Genomic DNA, 18682 nt, shown 5'->3' with positions numbered 1-18682 from the left:
AGAGCAATATGCCGCTGTCGGTCCCGGCAGGGTTGATAATCCGCCATCGCGCGCAAGTTCGTTACGGTCGTAATTCGTTAACGGAAAGGCGCAGCCCATGTCGGAGACGCTCATCAATCTCATCATTCAGCTCTTCTCTGGAGCGGCCGGCGGCTCAGGTATCGCAAAGGCCAATAAGAGCTTCGATCTCGGCCCCGTCGCCAACGCCATCATCGGCGCGCTCGGCGGCGCCGGCGGCGGCTCGCTCCTCACCTCGCTCATTCCGGCGCTCGCCGGGGCGGCGGGCAATGGCGGCTTCGACATCGCCGTCTTCGCGGGCCAGCTCGTCGGCGGCGGCGTCTCCGGCGCGATCGTGACCGCCATCGTCGGCCTCATCCGCAACGCTCTCGTTCAGAAGCAGAGAGCGTAGTCGGCCTCGCACGAGCCCGTAGACGCATCGGCCGAATATCGGCATACCGATTGCGTAGAACGCTTCCAAAGACGCCCTCGTAAGAGGGCGTCGGAAAGCGGGTTCGTGCGAAAGGCGAAGACAGTGGCCGATGAAGCATCAGTCTTGAAAGCGCTGGAGAGCGTCGCCGGTCCGGACGGCAAATCGATCGTCGCGGCCGGCCTCGTCAGCGGAGTCAATGTGTCGGGGGCCAAGGCCTTCGTCTCCCTCACCGGCGATCCGGCGCGGGCCAAGGAGCTCGAGGTGCTGCGCGTCGCCGTCGAGGGCGCCGTCAAGACCGTGCCCGGAATCGAGGCGGCGATCGTGACGCTCACCGCGGAGCGCGCTCCGCAGGCGGCCCCGGCCGCGCCGCCGCCCGGTCAGGCGCCGCAGCGGCGGCCCATCGCCGCGCTGGAGAAGATCAAATATATCGTCGCCGTCTCCTCGGGCAAAGGCGGCGTCGGAAAATCGACAACCTCCGCCAATCTGGCGCTCGGCCTCGCCGCGCATGGGTGGCGCGTCGGCCTGCTCGACGCCGACATCTATGGCCCCTCCGCGCCGCGCCTGTTCGGCCTCAGCGGCAAGCCCGAGGTCGTCGGCAACAAAATGATCCCGCTCGAGGCCTATGGGATCAAGATCATGTCCATCGGCTTTCTCGTCGAGGAGGACGTGCCCATGGTCTGGCGCGGCCCCATGGTGGCGCAGGCGCTCGGCCAGATGCTCGGCGAGGTCGCCTGGGGCGAGCTCGACGCGCTCGTCGTCGACATGCCGCCCGGCACTGGCGACGCGCAGCTCACAATGGCGCAGCAGGTGCCGCTCGCCGGCGCGGTCGTCGTCTCGACGCCGCAGGATCTGGCGCTGATCGACGCGCGCCGCGGCGTCGCCATGTTCCAGAAAGTGTCGACGCCCATTCTCGGCATCGTCGAGAATATGAGCTATTTCCTCTGCCCGCATTGCGGCGGCCGCACCGACATCTTCTCCCATGGCGGCGCGCGGCAGGACGCGGAGGCGCTGGGCGTGCCCTTCCTCGGCGAGGTGCCGCTCGATCTCGCCATCCGCCAGACCTCGGACGCCGGCACGCCGGTCGTCGCCTCCGCGCCGGACGGGCCGCATGCGGCGATCTACAAGGATATCGCCGGCAAGGTGAAGAATTTGCTGGAGACGCAGACGCGCCGGGCGCCGCCCAAAATCGTCGTCGGATGACGCAAAAAGGCCGCGGCCGCCGCTCCGGCGGGCCGCGGCCTTCGCGTCTCGTCCTCAGAGATGGGTCGGGATCAGAGAATTGTCGCCGAGGTCGAATTTATAGGTCCAGCCGACCGAGACCTCGAGGCCGCGCAGCCAGAGATTGACATTGGCGGCCGGATTATAGGCGCCGAAAGGCGTCGCCGCCGTCTGCGGCAGCGCTTCGGGACCACGCACATTGTTCTTGAAGGCGTAGACGACGGCGAGGTCGAGCGTCGAATTCTTGGTGACGGCGTAGCTGAGGCCGCCGCTGATGTGATGCGCGTTGATGATCGGCGCGAGTATGTTCAGCGTCACCGAATTCGTCGGGATCGGGTTGGTCACGTAATGATAGCCGGCGCGCAGCGCAAAGCCCGGATCCACGCGCCATTCGACGCCAAACGACGCCGAATCCGTGTCCTTCCATCCGAAGCCGGGGCCGCCGGCCGAGCCGAGCGACCGAACCAGCACGGGGAAGCTCGAATTGGATACGGTCCCCACGCCCGAATAGAAGATATGGCGCCAGTCCGCCATGACGGTCAGGTCCGGCGTCAGATCATAGGCGACGCCGGCGGTGAGATTGGCCGGAATGTCGAAGCTGCCGCCATCGGCGAAAAGACCCGAATATTTGCGGAAGCGGGTCATGAACATCGGCGTCGAGCCGGCGACGCCGATGCGGAACTGGTCGGTCACGCGCCATTGCAGGCCGAGCCGCACGCCGCCGCCGAACGACCAGTCATATCCATTGTCGGACAGGCTGTACATATCGGACGAATAGGGCGAGAAGGATTTGAGGCCCTGCAGATTGATCCTCTGCACCGCTATGGTGGGCGCGACGCCGATCGCCAGCGCGCCATATTTGCGCGCATAGCCGAAGCTGGTGAAGGCCTGCTCGAGATCGACGCCCGCATAGCCGCCGCCGAAGGGGCCGCCGAACGGCGGGTGGTAATGGCCGAAATCGAAGGAAGTGTCGATGCCGCCATTGGCGTAGGAGGCCGTGCCCCAGGCCGAATCCGCGTCGATCGGCGCGGCGTAGGCGTCATTGGGGATGGGGAAGATCGGCCGCCCGCTGCGGACATCGCCCGGCGCGAGGACCTTGGGCAGGCCGTCCGTCGAATAGCCGCGCTCCGGGAACAGAGCGGTGATGCCCACCTGCATCTGCCGCTCGAGATCGACGAGCCCAGCCGGATTGATCGACAGCGACATGGCGTCCCGCGAATCGGCGACGCCCGCGCCGCCCAGCGCCTTCTGACGCGGGCCATAGCCGATCAGAAAATAGCCGTCCGCGGCGAGCGATGGAGTTGCGAGAGAAACCGTGAGAGCAGCCGCCGAGGCGAAAGTACGCCAGGAATATCCGTTCATTATCTATCGCCCCGCCTCAGATCGGTCGCCGTTCACACGCCATTCAGAAGCACTCGGCAACCCGGCGGCGTTCGTATCTCACGACTCACTCTTACCCAAGAATCTATCAGAGAATCTACCAGAGCGGGCGGCGTGAGACAGCGTTCTCGCTCGGACGCTCGTGAATATTTCCGGCGCTGTCACGTTTTTGCCACAGCGCTCGCACGCCGGGCACGAACGCCGGGCTTGCCGCGATCGGGGGGCGCGGATAACATCCGCCCCTTGGCGAGGGGCGCCTCTCCGATGAGGAGCGGCTGAGAAGCACCCATCGAACCTGATCCGGGTAATGCCGGCGCGAGGGAAGGCCAGAGGGACGCGTCGTCCGATGTTTCGGACGACGTCGCCCGACTTCATCGCCTGCCGCCCATCCATCCTCGAGACAAGGGAGCGCGACGATGAACGTGCAGGACAAACGCCCGACGACTCCCCAGAGCGTGACCACCGGCCCGATCGGCGGGTCGCGTAAGCTCTATGCCTCCCCGCGCGGGCGGGAGGACATTCGCGTCCCCGTGCGCGAGATCGCGCTTCATCCTTCGGCTGGCGAGGCGCCGCTGCGCGTCTATGATCCCTCCGGCCCCTATAGCTGCGCGGAATTCGTCCCGGACCTTTCGGCGGGCTTGCCGGCGGCGCGCCGCTGGCTCGAGAGCCGCGCCGGCCTCGAGGCCTATGACGGCCGTATGGTGAAGCCGGAGGACAATGGCTTCGTCGGCGAGGATCGGCTGGTTCCGCCCTGTCCCGCCCCGCGCGCGATCCGCCGCGCCGCCGGCTCCGCGCCGGTGACGCAGCTCGAATATGCGCGCGCCGGCGTGATCACCGAAGAGATGATCTATGTCGCGCATCGCGAGAATCTCGGCCGCGAGCGCGCCTTCGCGCAGGCGGCGGAGCGGATCGCGGCGGGGGAGAGCTTCGGCGCGGAGATTCCGGCTTTCGCGACGCCGGAATTCGTGCGCGACGAGATCGCCCGCGGGCGCGCCATCATCCCCGCCAACATCAATCATCCGGAAGCCGAGCCGATGATCATCGGCCGCAATTTCCTGGTGAAGGTCAACGCCAATATCGGCAATTCGGCCATCACCTCCTCGGTCGCGGAGGAGGTGGAGAAAATGGTGTGGGCGATCCGCTGGGGCGCCGATACGGTGATGGATCTCTCCACCGGGCGCAATATTCACAATATTCGCGACTGGATCATCCGCAATGCGCCCGTTCCGATCGGCACGGTGCCGATCTATCAGGCGCTCGAGAAGGTCGGCGGCGACGCGACAAAGCTCGATTGGGAGGTGTTCAAGGACACGCTGATCGAGCAGGCGGAGCAGGGCGTCGATTACTTCACCATTCATGCGGGCGTGCGCCTCGCCCATGTGCCGCTCACCGCGGAGAGAGTCACCGGCATCGTCTCACGCGGCGGCTCGATCATGGCGCGCTGGTGCCTCTCGCGACACAGCGAGAGCTTTCTCTACGAGCGCTTCGACGAGATCTGCGACATCATGCGGCGCTATGACGTGTCCTTCTCGCTCGGCGATGGATTGCGTCCGGGCTGCAGCGCCGACGCCAATGACGCGGCGCAATTCGCCGAGCTCGAGACGCTCGGCGAATTGACGAAAATCGCCTGGGACAAGGGCTGCCAGGTGATGATCGAAGGCCCCGGCCATGTGCCGATGCACAAGATCAAAGTGAATATGGAAAAGCAGCTGCGCGATTGCGGCGAGGCGCCCTTCTATACGCTGGGCCCGCTCGTCACCGACATAGCGCCCGGCTATGATCACATCACCTCGGCCATCGGCGCCGCGATGATCGGCTGGTTCGGCACGGCGATGCTCTGCTATGTGACGCCCAAGGAGCATCTCGGCCTGCCGGATCGCGAGGATGTGAAGACCGGCGTCATCACCTATCGCATCGCAGCGCATGCCGCCGATCTCGCCAAGGGCCATCCCGCAGCGCAAGAGCGCGACGACGCGATGAGCAGAGCGCGTTTCGATTTCCGCTGGGAGGATCAGTTCGACATCGGCCTCGATCCCGATACCGCGCGCCGCTATCACGACGAGACGCTGCCCAAGGAGGCGCATAAGGTCGCGCATTTCTGCTCCATGTGCGGGCCGAAATTCTGCTCCATGCAGATCACGCGCGACCTGCGTGAGGAGGCGACGGCGATCGCCGAACGCGACAAGGGCTTTGCGGAGAAGAGCGCGGAGTTCCTGGAGAAAGGCGCGAAAATCTACGTCGCCGAGTGAGCGGCGCGCGCGGCCGCGCTCGTCTTTGCGCGGCCGGTCGGGAAACGGTCTTTTACTGCGGCGCAGCAAGACCTTACGCGGCATGAATTTTGCCGTTGGCGCCCTCGACAACAAAATGTCACTTACATTGACAGCCGCAGCAAAAACAGCCTATTTGCGCGTGGGACGAAGCGCCCTGGACAAAAATACGGGACTATGATCCCGGGTTCACAAAGAGGGAAACGGCAAATGAACTTTCGCGCCATTATGACGGCCGCGGCTCTGTCGATCGGCATGATCGGTCCGTCTTTCGCGGGATGCGACACCAAGGATGAAGACAAGCAGGGCGTCTGCGTCGACAAGTGCTACTTCGAGTACATCTCCGTCAAGAATCGCTTCTCGTCGACTCCCGAGTCCATCGAGAAGGCCAAGGAGGCGAAGGGCGCCTGCTATCAGAAGTGCGGCTGCGAGCCGGCTTCGGTGAAGGAATAATCTTTTCGGACCGACGCGAACCCGGTGGGAGAGACTCCCGCTTTCGCGATCGTGACGCCGCCGCCGGGCGCGCGATATTTCGCGCGCCCTGGAGGGCTCCGCATCGACGGGGCTGCGAGCCGGCAGCGTTCGAATTTCATACAGTCGTAGCGTGATCGATCCATCGCCGATGGGCAAAATGATTTCGATCGACGAGTCAATTCGAGCGCCGTTCCACGGGCCGCCGGCGCGATCGTGAATTGTCACGCGATTGGGCGGGCTGTCCTTGCGCGCCGGCCGATTCCCTGTTGCGATCTGCGTCATTAGCTTTCGGTTGTCTCACGCCTCGGACCCGCTATTGTGCGGGGCATGATCGAGAAACAGAAAGCCGTCATCGGCGTCGTCACGGCCTCCGACCGCGCCAGCGCCGGCGTCTATGAGGACATCAGCGGACCCGCCATCGCCGCCTATTTCGAGAAGGTGCTGACGACGCCCTTCCGCATCGAGCGGCGCCTCATTCCCGATGGTTTCGAGAGCGTGCGCGACACGCTCATCGATCTCGCCGATAATATCGGCTGCGATCTCGTCGTCACCACGGGCGGGACGGGGCCGTCGCCGCGCGATCTGACCCCCGAGGCGACGCTCGCCGCCGCGCCGCGTGAATTGCCCGGCTTCGGCGAGCTGATGCGCAAAGTGTCGCTGGCGCAGACGCCGACGGCGATATTGTCGCGGCAATTGGCCGCTCATCGCGGCAAATGTCTCGTCATCAACCTGCCCGGAAAGCCTGCCGCCATCGAGCTCTGCCTCGACGCGGTGATGCCGGCCGTGCCCTATTGTCTCGATCTCATCGGCGCCGCCTATATAGAGACCGATCCGGCGCGCGTCGCGGCGTTTCGTCCCAAAGGCAAATAGCCGCCCGATCGGGCAGGGCGTCTCCCCTTCTCATTCGCGCATCGGGGCTGTATAGACTGGCCGCCGGCCTGCGTGAGGCGGCGTGAATCTTGTTGGGGGCGAGCGTTATGAGCCGAGCGTTATGAGCGATGTGCGGCTGGTCGTCGTCGGCGCCGCCGGCCGCATGGGCCGGATGCTGATCGCCGCGGTGGGCGAGACGAAAGGCGTCGTGCTGACCGGAGCGGTCGCCTCGGCCGATTCGCCCGTCCTCGGCGAGGACGCCGGCATGCTGATCGGGCGTCCCGCCAATGGCGTGCGCCTTTCCGCCGATGCGGCGGCCGCGCTGGCGACGGCCGATGTGGCCATTGATTTTTCCACGCCGGCGACGACCGTGACGCTGGCCGGGCTCGCCGCGGCGGCCGGGGTCGCGCATGTCATCGGCACGACCGGATTCTCGGGCGAGGATCTCGCCGCTCTCGCGGCGGCGGCCGAGCGCGTCCCTGTGGTGCGCTCCGGCAATATGAGCCTCGGCGTCAATCTTCTCGCCGTTCTGGTGGAGCGCGCCGCAAAGGCGCTCGGCCCCGCCTGGGACATAGAGATCGTCGAGATGCATCATCGCATGAAGGTGGACGCCCCCTCCGGCACGGCGCTGCTGCTGGGCGAGGCGGCGGCGCGGGGGCGGGAGATCGCGCTCGGCGAGCACAGCGCCCGCGCCCGCGACGGGCTCACCGGCGCGCGGCGGGAGGGCGACATAGGCTTCGCCTCGCTGCGCGGCGGCACGGTGGTCGGCGAGCATTCGGTGATTTTCGCCGGGGCGGGGGAGCGCATCGAGCTCGCCCATCGCGCCGAGGATCGCGGCATTTTCGCGCGGGGCGCCATCGCCGCCGCTATTTGGACGCGAGGCCGGCCGCCCGGCCTCTATTCTATGGCCGATGTGCTCGGCCTCGCCGGCGCCTGAGCGCGCGCCGCATCGTTCGATTCGAGGGACATAGTTCGCATGGACCGCATTCTCGTCCTCCTCCGCCATGGCGAAAGCGAGTGGAACGCCAAGAACCTGTTCACGGGCTGGAAGAACCCCGATCTGACGCCCAAGGGGATCGAGGAGGCGCGCCGCGCCGGACGCGAGCTGAAGCGTATCGATCTGCGCTTCAACATCGGCTTCACCTCGCTGCTGCTGCGCGCCCAGCACACGCTCGATCTCACCTTTCAGGAGCTCGGGCAGAAAGATGTGCCCGTCATCCGCAGCCGCGCGCTCAACGAGCGGCACTACGGCGACCTCTCCGGCCTCAACAAGGACGAGGCGCGCCAGCAATGGGGCGAGGAGCAGGTGCGGCTGTGGCGGCGCTCCTATGATGTCGCGCCCCCCGGTGGCGAGAGCCTCAAGGATACGGTGGCGCGCGTGCTGCCCTTCTATTGCCAGGAGATTTTGCCGCGCGCCCTGCGTGGCGAGCGCGTTCTGGTCGCCGCCCATGGCAATTCGCTGCGGGCGCTGGCCATGGTGCTCGATCGGCTGACGCCCGAATCGGTGTCCTCGCTCGAGATCGCCACCGGCGTGCCGATCGTCTACCGGCTCAATTCCGATTCGACCGTCGCCGCCAAGGACGTGCTCGACCGGTGACGAGCGGCCGCTCCCCGCGGGACGGAGCGACAATGTCGGAGCTGGAGCCGGGCGTTCGCCTCTATCGCGGCTATTTCGACACGGCCGCGCAGACCGCTCTGCTGCGCGAGCTGGAGAGGGTCGTCGACCGCGCGCCCTTGTTCACGCCGACCATGCCGCGCAGCGGGCGGCCATTCTCGGTGCGCATGACCAATTGCGGCCCGCTCGGCTGGGTCAGCGATCAGGCGCGCGGCTATCGCTATGAAGCGCGCCATCCCGAAACCGGCGAGCCCTGGCCGCCCATGCCGCCGACGCTGCTGGAAGCCTGGGAGGCGCTGGCGGATTATCCGCATCCGCCGCAGGCCTGCCTCGTCAATTTCTATGCGCCGGAGGCGCGCATGGGGCCGCATCAGGATCGCGACGAGGCGGATTTCTCGGCGCCGATTCTCTCCGTTTCGCTCGGCGCCGATTGCCGATTCCGTCTCGGCGGCGTCAAGCGCTCCGATTCGTCGCGCATCTTCGCGCTGTCGTCCGGCGATGTGCTGACGCTCGGCGGACCGGCGCGGCTACGCTTCCATGGCGTCGATCGGCTGCTGCCCGAGCTCGCGCCGAAGCTGGCCTCGCCGCTTTTCGCCGCGGGCGGACGCATCAATCTGACGTTGCGCCGCGTTACCTGACGACGTTTCAGGCGCTGTTCAGCAAGGGGAGCATATTGTCACCAATAGCGCTCCGATATAGTTTCCCGGCCGCGGGATGAACGATCGGCGCTGGCGTTGAGCCCGGGCCGGCAGAACAAAGACAGTCGGTTCCCAGGGGACGACGCTTCGAGGAAAGGAACGAGGATGAAATCTGTGACCAGACTGGCGCTCGCTGCGGGCGTCTTCGCCGCCATGGCCGGCCAGGCGATCGCCGCCGGCGATCCCGCGGCGGGCGAGAAGGTCTTCAACAAGTGCAAGGCCTGCCATCAGGTCGGCGAGACCGCCAAGAACGCAGTGGCTCCGGAGCTGAACGGCATCAACGGCCGCAAGGCCGCGACGGTCGAGGGCTACACCTATTCCGACGCTCTCAAGGGCTCCGGCATCACCTGGGACGAGGCCGTCTTCAAGGAATTCGTCAAGAATCCGAAGGCCAAGGTCGCCGGCACCAAAATGGTGTTCCCGGGCCTGCCCAAGGACCAAGAGCAGGACGACGTCTGGGCCTATCTCAGCCAGTTCGGCGCGGACGGCAAGAAGAAGTAATCCGGACCTTTTGTTCGGTTGGCGAAAGCGGCCCCAGCGGGCCGCTTTTTCTTTTGGCGGATCGGGGCTAAATGCGCAGGTGATAGGGTTTCCGACCGAGCATTTCGGCGCCTTCCCCCTCTCCCCGTTTGCGGGGAGAAGGTGAGGATGAGAGCGCAGCGCGAGCCGCTCGGCCGGAAACCCTATGACGGTGTGGAAAGAGAGCCGAGTTGACGCGCAAGCCTGACGAAGTCCCAGCCGAGCTGATGCAGGAGCTCGCGACGCTCCCGGTGTTCTACGCGCTCGAGGGGCGGCGCGTCGTCGTCGCCGGCGGCTCGGATGGCGCGGCCTGGAAGGCCGATCTCGCCGCCGCCGCGGGCGCCTTTGTCGAGGTCTTCGCCGCGTCGCCTTCGCCGCGGCTCGAAGCCGTCGCCGCCGCGCGCGCGCGCCTCACGCTGATCGAACGCAACTGGCGCGCGGAAGATCTTGCGGGCGCGGCGATGGCGCTCGCCGTCATAGAGGAGGATGCGGAGGCGCAGGCCTTTCGCGACGCCGCCAAGGCGCAGGGCGTTCCCGTCAATCTCACCGATCGGCCGGGGCTCAGTGATTTCATGATGGGCGCGATCGTCAATCGCTCGCCCCTCGTCATCGGCGTCTCCACCAGCGGCGCGGCGCCGGCTTTCGCGCAGGCCGTGCGTGCGCGCGTCGAGACGCTGATTCCATCGAGCTTCTCCGCCTGGACCAAGGCGGCGCGCGCCTGGCGTCCTCATGTGATGGCCTCGGGTCTCGATTTTTTCGCACGCCGCGACTTTTGGCGGCGCTTTACGCGCGAGGCTTTCGCGCGCGTCGAGCATGCGCCGCAGGACGAAGATCTCGACGCGCTGCTCGAGGAGACGCGCCGCGCCGATGAAGCCTCCGCGCGCGGCCGCGTGACGCTGGTCGGGGCAGGGCCGGGCGATCCCGAGCTGCTGACGCTGAAAGGGCTGCGCGCGCTGGTCGGCGCCGATGTCGTTCTCTTCGACGATCTGGTGCCGGCCGCGGTGCTCGATCTCGCGCGGCGCGAGGCGACGCGCATCAATGTCGGCAAGCGCGGCTATGCGCCTTCGGTGAAGCAGGAGGAGATCACCGCGCTGCTGGTGAAGCTCGCCAAGGAAGGCAAGAATGTCGTGCGCCTGAAGGGCGGCGATCCGATGATCTTCGGCCGCGCCAATGAGGAGCTGAGCGCCATTCGCGCAGCGGGCCTCGAGGCGGAGGTCGTGCCGGGCGTGACGGCGGCGCTCGCTGCGGCGGCGGCGCTCGAAGTCTCGCTCACCAATCGCGACACGGCGCGCCGCGTGCAATTCGTCACCGCGCATACGAGCGACGGCAAATTCCCCGAGGACATAGATTGGCGGGCGCTCGCCGACCACCGCGCGACGACCGCCGTCTATATGGGCAATCGCACGCTTCCCGCTTTGTCGAAGCGTCTGCTCGCCGAAGGCATGGACCCATCGACGCCGGCCTTTCTCATCGAGCGCGCGAGCACGCCGCAGCAGCGCATCGTCGCCGGCACGATTGGTGATCTGCCGGAGCGCGTGGCGCAGGAGACGCTCGAAGGGCCTTGCCTAGTGCTGATCGGCGCGACGCTGCGCGGATGATCCGTTCAGCGCAGCGCGTCCGTCAGCGCCTCGAGGAAAGCGTCGCCATATTGCGCCAGCTTGTGCTCGCCGACGCCCTGCACCCGCCGCATCTCGTCGAGAGTCGCTGGACGGCGCGACGCCATCTCGATCAGCGTGCGATCGGGGAACACCATATAGGCCGGCAGGCCCGCTTCGCGCGCGAGCTCCAGGCGCTTTTTCTTCAGCGCCGCGAGCACGCGCTCTTCCTGCTCGTCCAGCGCCTGCGCGCGTGGCGCCTCGCCGCGCTTGCCGCGCGCTTTGGGCGTCAGCGGATCGCGGCGCAACGAAATCGGCGTGCGGCCGAATAAAATCTCCTCGCCCTTGGGCGTCAGGCGAAAGCCGCCGTGCTCGGTGCTCGCCAATGCGCGCGCGGCGAATAATTGGCGAATGATCGCGCTCCAATCCTGCTTGGAGCGATCCTTGCCGACGCCGAAGGTCTTGATGCCGTCATGGCCGTTGCGGCGCACCGCCTCGCTCGCCTCGCCGGTGAGAATATCGGCGAGATAGCCGGCGCCGAAGCGTTGGCCTGTGCGCATGGCGGCCGACAGCGCCTTTTGCGCGTCAATGGCGCCGTCATAGACCTGCACCTGGCCGAGACAGACGTCGCAGCGGCCGCAGGGCGGACTCTCCTCGTCGAAATAGGCGAGCAGCGTCTGGCGCCGGCAGGAGGGCGTCTCGCACAGCATGGCGAGCGCGGAGAAGCGATCATGCTCTATGCGCTTGCGCTCCTCCGGCACCTCTTTCTGATCGATCTGCCGACGGCGGAAGGCCATGTCGTCGAGGCCGTAGAGGGTGAGCGTGTCGGCCGGCAATCCGTCGCGGCCGGCGCGGCCGATCTCCTGATAATAGGATTCGACGCTCGACGGCATGTCGGCATGGGCGACGAAGCGCACATCCGGCTTGTTGACGCCCATGCCGAAGGCGATGGTGGCGACGGCGATGATTCCGTCCTCCTGCAGGAAGCGATCCCCATTGCGGTTGCGCTTCGCCTGCTCGAGCCCGGCGTGGTAGCAGATCGTCTCATGGCCCTGCTCGGCGAAAAAGGCGGCGAGCTTCTCCGTCGCGTCGCGCGAGGAGCAATAGACGATGCCGCTCTCGCCGCGATGCTTGTCCAGGAAGCGCAGCAGCTGGCGGCGAGGGCTGTCCTTGGCGGCGAAGTTGAGCGCCAGATTGGGCCGGTCGAAACTATGCAGGAAGACATGCGGCTCCGTCTGAAACAGGCGCTTCGCTATGTCGGCGCGCGTCGCGCTGTCGGCGGTGGCGGTGAGGCCGACGACCTGCGCGCCGAGCGCCTTCGCCGTCGCGCCGAGCTCGCGATATTCCGGGCGGAAGTCGTGGCCCCATTCGGAGACGCAATGCGCCTCGTCTATGGCGAGGCGGGTCGCGCCGGCGCGGGAGAGCTCGGCGATGAGGCCGGGCATGACCAGCCGCTCCGGCGAGACGAACAGCAGCCGTAATTCGCCGGAGCGTATGCCGCGGCGCGCCTCGTCATTCTCGGCGGCGTCATTCATGGAATTGAGCGTCGCCGCCGGCACGCCATAGGCGCGCATCTGCCGCACCTGATCGCGCATCAGCGCGATGAGCGGCGAGACGACCACTGTGAGCTTGCCGTCGACGAGGGCGGGCAGCTGATAGCACATGGATTTGCCGCTGCCCGTCGGCATGATGGCGAGCACCGGCTCGCCGGCCAGCACGGCGGCGATGATCTCCGCCTGGCCGGGCCGGAAATCCTCATAGCCGAACACGGATTTGAGCAGAGCGCGAGCCTGCGGCGGAAGCGATGGCATGGGGATGGGGTAGCACGGCGAAAGGCAGGGCGCGAGGGGCGGCGCGCGAGGGCGGCGCTGGCGCAGCGGGCGAATCGGGTGACGCTTCCATCATTCAGAGGAGAGCTCGAAGGAGGAGGGAGCGTCTGCGTCGCCTGATGGAACGCCCCCTCGTGTTTCGAGACGGCTGCTGTGGAGCCTTTCGGATATCCTGATTTCCGCCGGGCGAGGAGACGATCCGTCACATTGTTCGCCACAATATGGGCGATCATTCTGCGGTCCGCGGTTTCGCGTTCGATTTCTTTGTCTCTCGAGGACTTTGTTTCATGCTGATCAAATTCGACAATCACCTGCCGCTCGCCACCCTCGACATCATCGGCGCCGGGCAGAGCGGCGGCTGGGGGAAAATCGCGATTTCGGTCGAAGCGCGCAGCGTCAAATATACCGACGCGGTCGCCGCGCCCGCCGCTCCCAACGCCTGGTGCTATATTCGTCAGGGCTCGCCGCAGGAGCGCGTCGCCAGCCTCGAGAATTATCTCGGGCCCATCGTCAATGTCACGCGCGGGCGCCCGCTCGAGGTGGTCTGGATCAATCGAATCGGCTCCATGCCGGCGGAAAAGCCCGGCGACGCGCGCTCGCTCGCCATGCCGCCGATCGACCCGCCGCCAATGGACCTCGCCGAGGACATAGACCAGTATAAATCGATGAATTATCCGGTCGGCGTCGTCGCCCATCTGCACGGCGCCAAGGCGCGGCCGGATTCCGACGGCTGGCCGCTGAGCCCGGCGAGCTTCGAAGGCAATCCTTATGGAATGCCGGCTTATCGCTCCTATTGCTATCCGAACGACCAGCGCGCGGCCATGCTGTGGTTCCATGATCATGGCATGGACAACACCGCCGTGCAGGTGCACGCCGGTCTCGCCGGCGTCTATTTCGTGCGCGACAATTCCGACGCCGAGCTGTTCCATCTCATCGGCGACGAGACGCAGGAATTGCCGCTCGTCATTCAGGACCGCTGCCTGAACGCCGACGGCGCCGGAGTGAGCTACAGCAAAGGCGTGCCGATCGAGAAGGACCCGACGACCGGCAAGCGCGTCTTCATCCGCCCGGAGTTTCTGGGCGACACGATCCTGGTCAACGGCCGGCCGTGGCCGCACGCCCATGTCAATCCGAAGATCTATCGGCTGCGCATTCTCAACGGCTCCAATGCGCGGAGCTATGCGCTGACGCTCGCCGATCCGAACGGCAAGATCGGCGGCAAAATCTGGTATGGCGATCTCCTCACCGCCATCGGCAATGACGCGGGCCTATTCACCCGCGGCGAGGCGCTCGAGGAGAAAGACTATCTGCTGCTCGCGCCGGGCGAGCGTCTCGACGTGCTGGTCGATTTCACCCAGATCGACAATGATGTCCTCGGTTCCCTTCATCTCGTCAATCTGGCGATCGCCGGCTATGATTCGACGCAGCCGGAGCAAGAGCCGATCTTCCAGAATGACGCGGATTCGGTCTTCGCGCCGGGGACGCCGGAGGCGCTGAAGGCGATCTCCTTCACGCAAAAGAGCGACGGGCCGCACGCCGATCTGCCGCTGGCCAATGTGATGGAGTTCCGCATCGTCGACGCCGCGCATACGCATGGCGCGGCGGCTCCCGCCATGCCGGCGATGGTGCATGCGGCCGCGCATCCGCCGCTCGATCGCGCGACGCTCGACAAGATCCTGCTGCGCTACGCCGACGACGAGAGCTTCCGCTGGGACGCCAGCAAGCCGGCGCTGACGCGCGCCAACGCCGACGCGCCGATTGTGCGCAATCGGTTCGTGCTGCTGATGAACGACACCGCCGGCAAGGTGGATGTGGAGCCGGTCAACGCCATCACCGGCGGGCCCTGGCGTGATACGCAAATGTGGGAGCTGCGGCCCTCGACGGCGCCCGCGGGCGATCAGAGCGCCTTCGTCGTTCCCTTCGACGCCCGTCTGGCGACGCCATGGGAGGAGGGCCAGCCTGCGGCCGGCGTCGCCTATCAGGTCTCGCGCGCCTTTTTCTTCGAGCCCGCGGACCCCAATCCGCCCTATGCGCGGCGCAGCGCCGATCCGCTATGGCCGCTCGCCACCGACAATGTCGATCCCGCCGGCTATCCGCCCATCTACCGCTACGCGCATCTCTACCGGCACAATCCGGCGGCGGGGCGCGCCGTTATCCGTCCGCGCGAGGGGAGCTATGAGCGCTGGTATGTGGCCAATATCGGCAATGATCAGGCCGATCTCGCCGGCGGGACGCCCGACATGCATCCGTTCCATATGCATCTCGTCAATTTCGTCGTGCTGCGGCGCTTCCGCCTGCACAAGGACGCGTCCGAGAAATCGGTCTTCGCGCGCATAGAGCGGCGGCTCGATTTCGACGGCGTCGTGCGTCACGACACGGTGCGCATCCAATCCAATGAGCTCGTCGAGCTCTTGGTGCATTTCCCGCGCGGCTATACCGGCGTCTATCCCTATCACTGCCATCTCGTGGAGCACGAGGACATGGGCATGATGCTGCATTTCGACGTGCAGCCGCAGGGCGCGCCGTGACAAAGCTTCGCGCGGCGCCTGTTCCGGCGCCGCGCCGAGACGTTCTCGCTCAGCTGAAAGCGCGTCGGCTCTCGCGTTCGGCGGGCGCGAAGCCGCGCAGCACATTTCGCAGGCTCGCGAGTATGCCGCTCTCTCGGTCCCTGATGACGAAATGGCCGCCGCCGAATACATGCAGGTCGAGGTCGAGCGGCGCGCGCTCGAAACGTCGAAAGCTCGAGCAGACGCCGACATCGGCCCGCAGAATATCGCGTCAGCCGCAGCAGCTCGGGATGCTCGAACACATCCGTCGGCGTGCCGTTGAGGTCCTTCAGCTTCTGGAGCAGCGCCGCGTCCGTGCTCAGCCGCGCGAGCCTTTCCTCGTCGCGTTGCGTCGGCGCCGCGCAGCAGGCGAGAATCGGCGCTCTCGCGCCTCGCTCGCGCAGACGATGCGCGCAGCCATAGGCCAGCAGAGCCCCCATGCTGTGGCCGAAGAGCACATAATTCGTCGGCAGCGCCCCGGCGAGCTCGTCGGTCATGCGATCGACGAGCGAATCGTAATCGTCGATGAGCCGTTCCGCGATGCGCGCGCCGCGCCCGGGCGGCTCGACCGGCTCGACGCCTATCCAATCGGGCGGCAGCCTGCGCTAGCGCAAATAGGTCGCGGCGCTGGCGCCGGTGCAGGGAAAGCAAAATAGCGTCAATGGTTTGGGTTCGATGAGCATAAGCGGTTTCGTCCTGTCGTCTCGCGTGACGAAACGCGCCGCGCGCGTCCCGGGGCGACCCCGACGCGCGCCCTGACGGCGCCGCGCCGCGAGAACCAGAGAGAGGAAGAGCCTCGCCGGCGCGGAACGCGTCAAAAAAGCGCGGGCTTCGGCCGCAGCCGGGCGCCGCTCGGAAAAGGCGTTGCGGAGGCAAGCGCCTTCGGCCACCATCGCGCCATGCCGCTCGGACCCTATCCGCCCGAACTCCTGACCACCGCGCAAATGGCGCGCGCCGACCGCCTCACCATAGAGAGCGGCGTCGCCGGCATGGCGCTGATGGAGAAGGCCGCCGCCGCCATCGCCGCGGCCGCCACGGCCTTTCTGGTGAAGACGGCGGGGCGGCGCGTGCTGGTGCTGTGCGGGCCCGGCAATAATGGCGGCGACGGCTATGTCGCCGCGCGCATATTGCGCAGCCAGCGCTTCAAGGTGCGCGTCGCCGCGCTCACGCCGCCCGACACGCTGCATGGCGATGCGCGCGAGGCCGCGGCAAGCTGGGACGGCCGCGTCGAGGACGCCGCCATTTGCGATTTCAAGGGCGTCGATCTCGTCATCGACGCGCTGTTCGGCACCGGCCTCGCGCGCGACCTGGAGGGGCCGGCGGCCGAGTTGATCCTGCGCCTCAACGTCTGGCGCGAGGAGACCAAGCAGAAGATCATCGCCATCGACATTCCATCCGGCGTCGACGGGACCAGCGGCGCCATTCGCGGCGTCGCCGTGCAGGCCGATTCGACCGTCACATTTTTCCGCCTGAAATGCGGGCATTTGCTGCTGCCGGGCCGGCTGCGCTGCGGGACGATCTCCTGCGCCCATATCGGCATAAGGTCGAATGTGCTGGAGAAGATCCAGCCGCAGACTTTCGTCAACGAGCCCGCCGCCTGGCGCGACGCTCTGCGCCTGCCGAGCGTCGAGGGCCATAAATATGCGCGCGGCCATGCGGTGGTGGTCTCCGGCGGCGCCTCGCATACGGGCGCGGCGCGGCTCTCGGCGCTGGCGGCGCTGCGCGCCGGCGCCGGGCTCGTCACCCTGGCGACGCCGCAGGAGGCCTTCGCCATCAACGCCCCGGCGCTGACCGCGGTGATGCTGCGCGTCGCCGACGGGCCAGTCGGCCTCTCCGCGCTGCTAGAGGACAAGCGCAAGAATGTCGTCGCTCTGGGGCCGGGCCTCGGCGTCGGCGAGACGAGCTGCGCTCTGGTCGAGACCGCGCTCGCGCCTTCGCCGGAACGCCGCGCCGCAGTGCTCGACGCCGATGCGCTGACGAGCTTCGCTCCGGCGCCCGATCGCCTGCGCGAGGCGATCCGCACGGCGCCGGGGCCGGTGGTGCTGACGCCGCATGGCGGCGAGTTCGCGCGGCTCTTTCACGGCCAGCGCTGGGAGAGGACGATCAGCGGCGCGCCCATCTCCAAGCTCGAGCGCACGCGCGACGCCGCCCACGAGATCGGCGCCGTGGTCATCTTCAAGGGGCCGGACACGGTCGTCGCCGCGCCGGACGGGCGCGCCTCCATCATGCCGGCGGCCTCGCCCTGGCTCGCCACCGCCGGCTCCGGCGACGTTCTCACCGGAATCGTCGCCGGCCTGCTGGCGCAAGGAATGGAGCCTTTCGCCGCGGCCTCCTGCGCCGTCTGGATGCACGCCGCCGCGGCCGATGATTTCGGCCCGGGCCTCATCGCGGACGATATCATCGACCGATTGCCGGCGGCCTGGCGTCGGCTGCTTGCGATTCAGCCCTAGAGTCTTTCCGTGTTTCATTGCAACACGGAAAGACTCTCGGCTTCTGTTTCGACGCGTTTCCAACGCCGAACCGGCATCCACTTCGGCTGGAAACGCTCTAGATAAAAAGCAGCGGAAACGATGCGCTCCGTCGCGCGTTTCGCCGATTGGCGGCGGAGCGCGCGTCGTCGCCTCGCATTCGCGCAGTCGTCGCAACGACACGTTCACGCGCTTCAATGAGGATGCGCGTCGTCCGACAAGAGGAGAGCTTTCATGTCCGATCTCGTTGTCATCGTCTATCCGACCGAGGCCAAGGCCGAGGAAATCAGGCAGAAGCTGTTCGATCTGCAGAAGGAATATGTGATCGAGATCAGCGACGCGGTCATAGCGGTGAAGGAGCCGAGCGGCCATGTGAAGCTGAATCAGCTCATCAACACCACCGCGGCCGGCGCCGTGAGCGGCACATTCTGGGGCGCGCTGATCGGGCTCATCTTCCTCAATCCGCTGCTCGGCGCGGCGATCGGCGCGGGCGCGGGCGCGCTCAGCGGCGCGCTCACCGATTACGGCATCAATGATGCTTTCATGAAGCAGCTCTCGGAGACGCTTCAGCCCGGCAACGCCGCTCTCTTCGTGCTGATCCGCAAGCTGACGACCGACAAGCTGCTCGATGCGGTGAAGGGCACCGGCGGCGTCGTGCTCAAGACCTCGCTGGATCACAGCAAGGAGCAGGCGCTGCGCGACGCGCTCGCGGCGCATGTCTCGACGCCGGCGGTGACCGCGCCGTCGACTCCGTGAGTCGACGAAGCGCTCCG

16 protein-coding genes and 1 riboswitch are annotated in these 18682 nt (G+C 66.8%); of the genes, 13 read left to right on the top strand and 3 right to left on the bottom strand.

Features of this window, described 5'->3' with window-relative positions; translation table 11 throughout:
* The first annotated feature begins 97 nt into the window (after positions 1-97).
* Both AC6IY7_RS01295 and AC6IY7_RS01290 read left to right on the top strand, forming a co-directional pair.
* A complete protein-coding gene (locus AC6IY7_RS01295; protein WP_497781175.1) occupies positions 98-409 on the top strand; it encodes a hypothetical protein in 312 nt (103 codons plus the stop codon).
* Between the two features lie 123 nt (positions 410-532).
* Positions 533-1630: an Mrp/NBP35 family ATP-binding protein gene (locus AC6IY7_RS01290; protein ID WP_497781174.1), complete on the top strand. Its 1098-nt coding sequence runs from the start codon at positions 533-535 to the stop codon at positions 1628-1630.
* A gap of 54 nt (positions 1631-1684) precedes the next feature.
* Here the strand turns inward: AC6IY7_RS01290 and AC6IY7_RS01285 are convergent, their stop codons facing one another.
* On the bottom strand, positions 1685-3010 hold the full coding sequence (locus AC6IY7_RS01285) for an OmpP1/FadL family transporter (protein WP_497781173.1): 1326 nt from the start codon (positions 3008-3010) through the stop codon (positions 1685-1687).
* A gap of 257 nt (positions 3011-3267) precedes the next feature.
* Positions 3268-3369, top strand: a riboswitch (TPP riboswitch).
* Between the two features lie 75 nt (positions 3370-3444).
* Between AC6IY7_RS01285 and thiC the strand changes: the two genes are divergently transcribed.
* The 8 genes from thiC (at position 3445) to cysG (ending at position 11069) form a co-directional block, all read left to right on the top strand.
* Positions 3445-5277 (top strand): phosphomethylpyrimidine synthase ThiC, encoded by a 1833-nt coding sequence (gene thiC / locus AC6IY7_RS01280; protein ID WP_497781172.1) that lies wholly within the window; start codon positions 3445-3447, stop codon positions 5275-5277.
* Positions 5278-5505: 228 nt separating this feature from the next.
* Entirely contained in the window at positions 5506-5748 is a 243-nt protein-coding gene (locus tag AC6IY7_RS01275) for a hypothetical protein (protein ID WP_497781171.1), read from the top strand.
* A 348-nt stretch (positions 5749-6096) separates the two neighbouring features.
* Positions 6097-6639: a molybdopterin adenylyltransferase gene (gene mog, locus AC6IY7_RS01270; RefSeq protein WP_497781170.1), complete on the top strand. Its 543-nt coding sequence runs from the start codon at positions 6097-6099 to the stop codon at positions 6637-6639.
* A gap of 121 nt (positions 6640-6760) precedes the next feature.
* The gene (gene dapB / locus AC6IY7_RS01265; protein ID WP_497781169.1) at positions 6761-7576 is read left to right on the top strand and encodes a 4-hydroxy-tetrahydrodipicolinate reductase; all 816 of its coding nucleotides are present in this window, start codon (positions 6761-6763) and stop codon (positions 7574-7576) included.
* Between the two features lie 39 nt (positions 7577-7615).
* On the top strand, positions 7616-8236 hold the full coding sequence (locus AC6IY7_RS01260) for a 2,3-bisphosphoglycerate-dependent phosphoglycerate mutase (protein ID WP_497781168.1): 621 nt from the start codon (positions 7616-7618) through the stop codon (positions 8234-8236).
* 32 nt (positions 8237-8268) lie between these two features.
* A complete protein-coding gene (locus tag AC6IY7_RS01255; protein WP_497781167.1) occupies positions 8269-8892 on the top strand; it encodes an alpha-ketoglutarate-dependent dioxygenase AlkB family protein in 624 nt (207 codons plus the stop codon).
* A 165-nt stretch (positions 8893-9057) separates the two neighbouring features.
* A complete protein-coding gene (locus AC6IY7_RS01250; RefSeq protein WP_497781166.1) occupies positions 9058-9453 on the top strand; it encodes a cytochrome c-554 in 396 nt (131 codons plus the stop codon).
* 209 nt (positions 9454-9662) lie between these two features.
* Complete coding sequence (gene cysG / locus AC6IY7_RS01245) at positions 9663-11069, top strand: siroheme synthase CysG (RefSeq protein ID WP_497781165.1); 1407 nt, start codon at positions 9663-9665, stop codon at positions 11067-11069.
* Positions 11070-11074: 5 nt separating this feature from the next.
* Here the strand turns inward: cysG and recQ are convergent, their stop codons facing one another.
* Positions 11075-12877 (bottom strand): DNA helicase RecQ, encoded by a 1803-nt coding sequence (recQ, locus tag AC6IY7_RS01240; protein WP_497781164.1) that lies wholly within the window; start codon positions 12875-12877, stop codon positions 11075-11077.
* Positions 12878-13182: 305 nt separating this feature from the next.
* Here recQ and AC6IY7_RS01235 point away from each other — a divergent pair, with 305 nt between their 5' ends.
* Positions 13183-15423 carry a multicopper oxidase family protein gene (locus tag AC6IY7_RS01235; RefSeq protein ID WP_497781163.1) on the top strand — a complete coding sequence of 747 codons (2241 nt, stop codon included), beginning with the start codon at positions 13183-13185 and terminating at the stop codon, positions 15421-15423.
* On the opposite strand, the gene AC6IY7_RS01230 is transcribed toward AC6IY7_RS01235, so the two are convergent.
* On the bottom strand, positions 15348-16025 hold the full coding sequence (locus AC6IY7_RS01230) for a thioesterase II family protein (protein WP_497782761.1): 678 nt from the start codon (positions 16023-16025) through the stop codon (positions 15348-15350). The genes AC6IY7_RS01235 and AC6IY7_RS01230 overlap by 76 nt on opposite strands.
* A gap of 315 nt (positions 16026-16340) precedes the next feature.
* Here AC6IY7_RS01230 and AC6IY7_RS01225 point away from each other — a divergent pair, with 315 nt between their 5' ends.
* Together AC6IY7_RS01225 and AC6IY7_RS01220 are read left to right on the top strand one after the other, a co-directional pair.
* Positions 16341-17891, top strand: a complete 1551-nt coding sequence (locus tag AC6IY7_RS01225) for an NAD(P)H-hydrate dehydratase (protein ID WP_497781162.1) — start codon at positions 16341-16343, stop codon at positions 17889-17891.
* Positions 17892-18143: 252 nt separating this feature from the next.
* Positions 18144-18665, top strand: coding sequence for a DUF1269 domain-containing protein (locus AC6IY7_RS01220; RefSeq protein WP_497781161.1), 522 nt, complete (start codon positions 18144-18146; stop codon positions 18663-18665).
* The last annotated feature ends 17 nt before the right edge of the window (positions 18666-18682 follow it).

This window comes from Methylosinus sp. is20ea, from assembly GCF_059718135.1.
The sequence above is the reverse complement of the archived record's forward strand: the minus strand, read 5'-3'. Positions and strand labels throughout refer to the sequence as shown.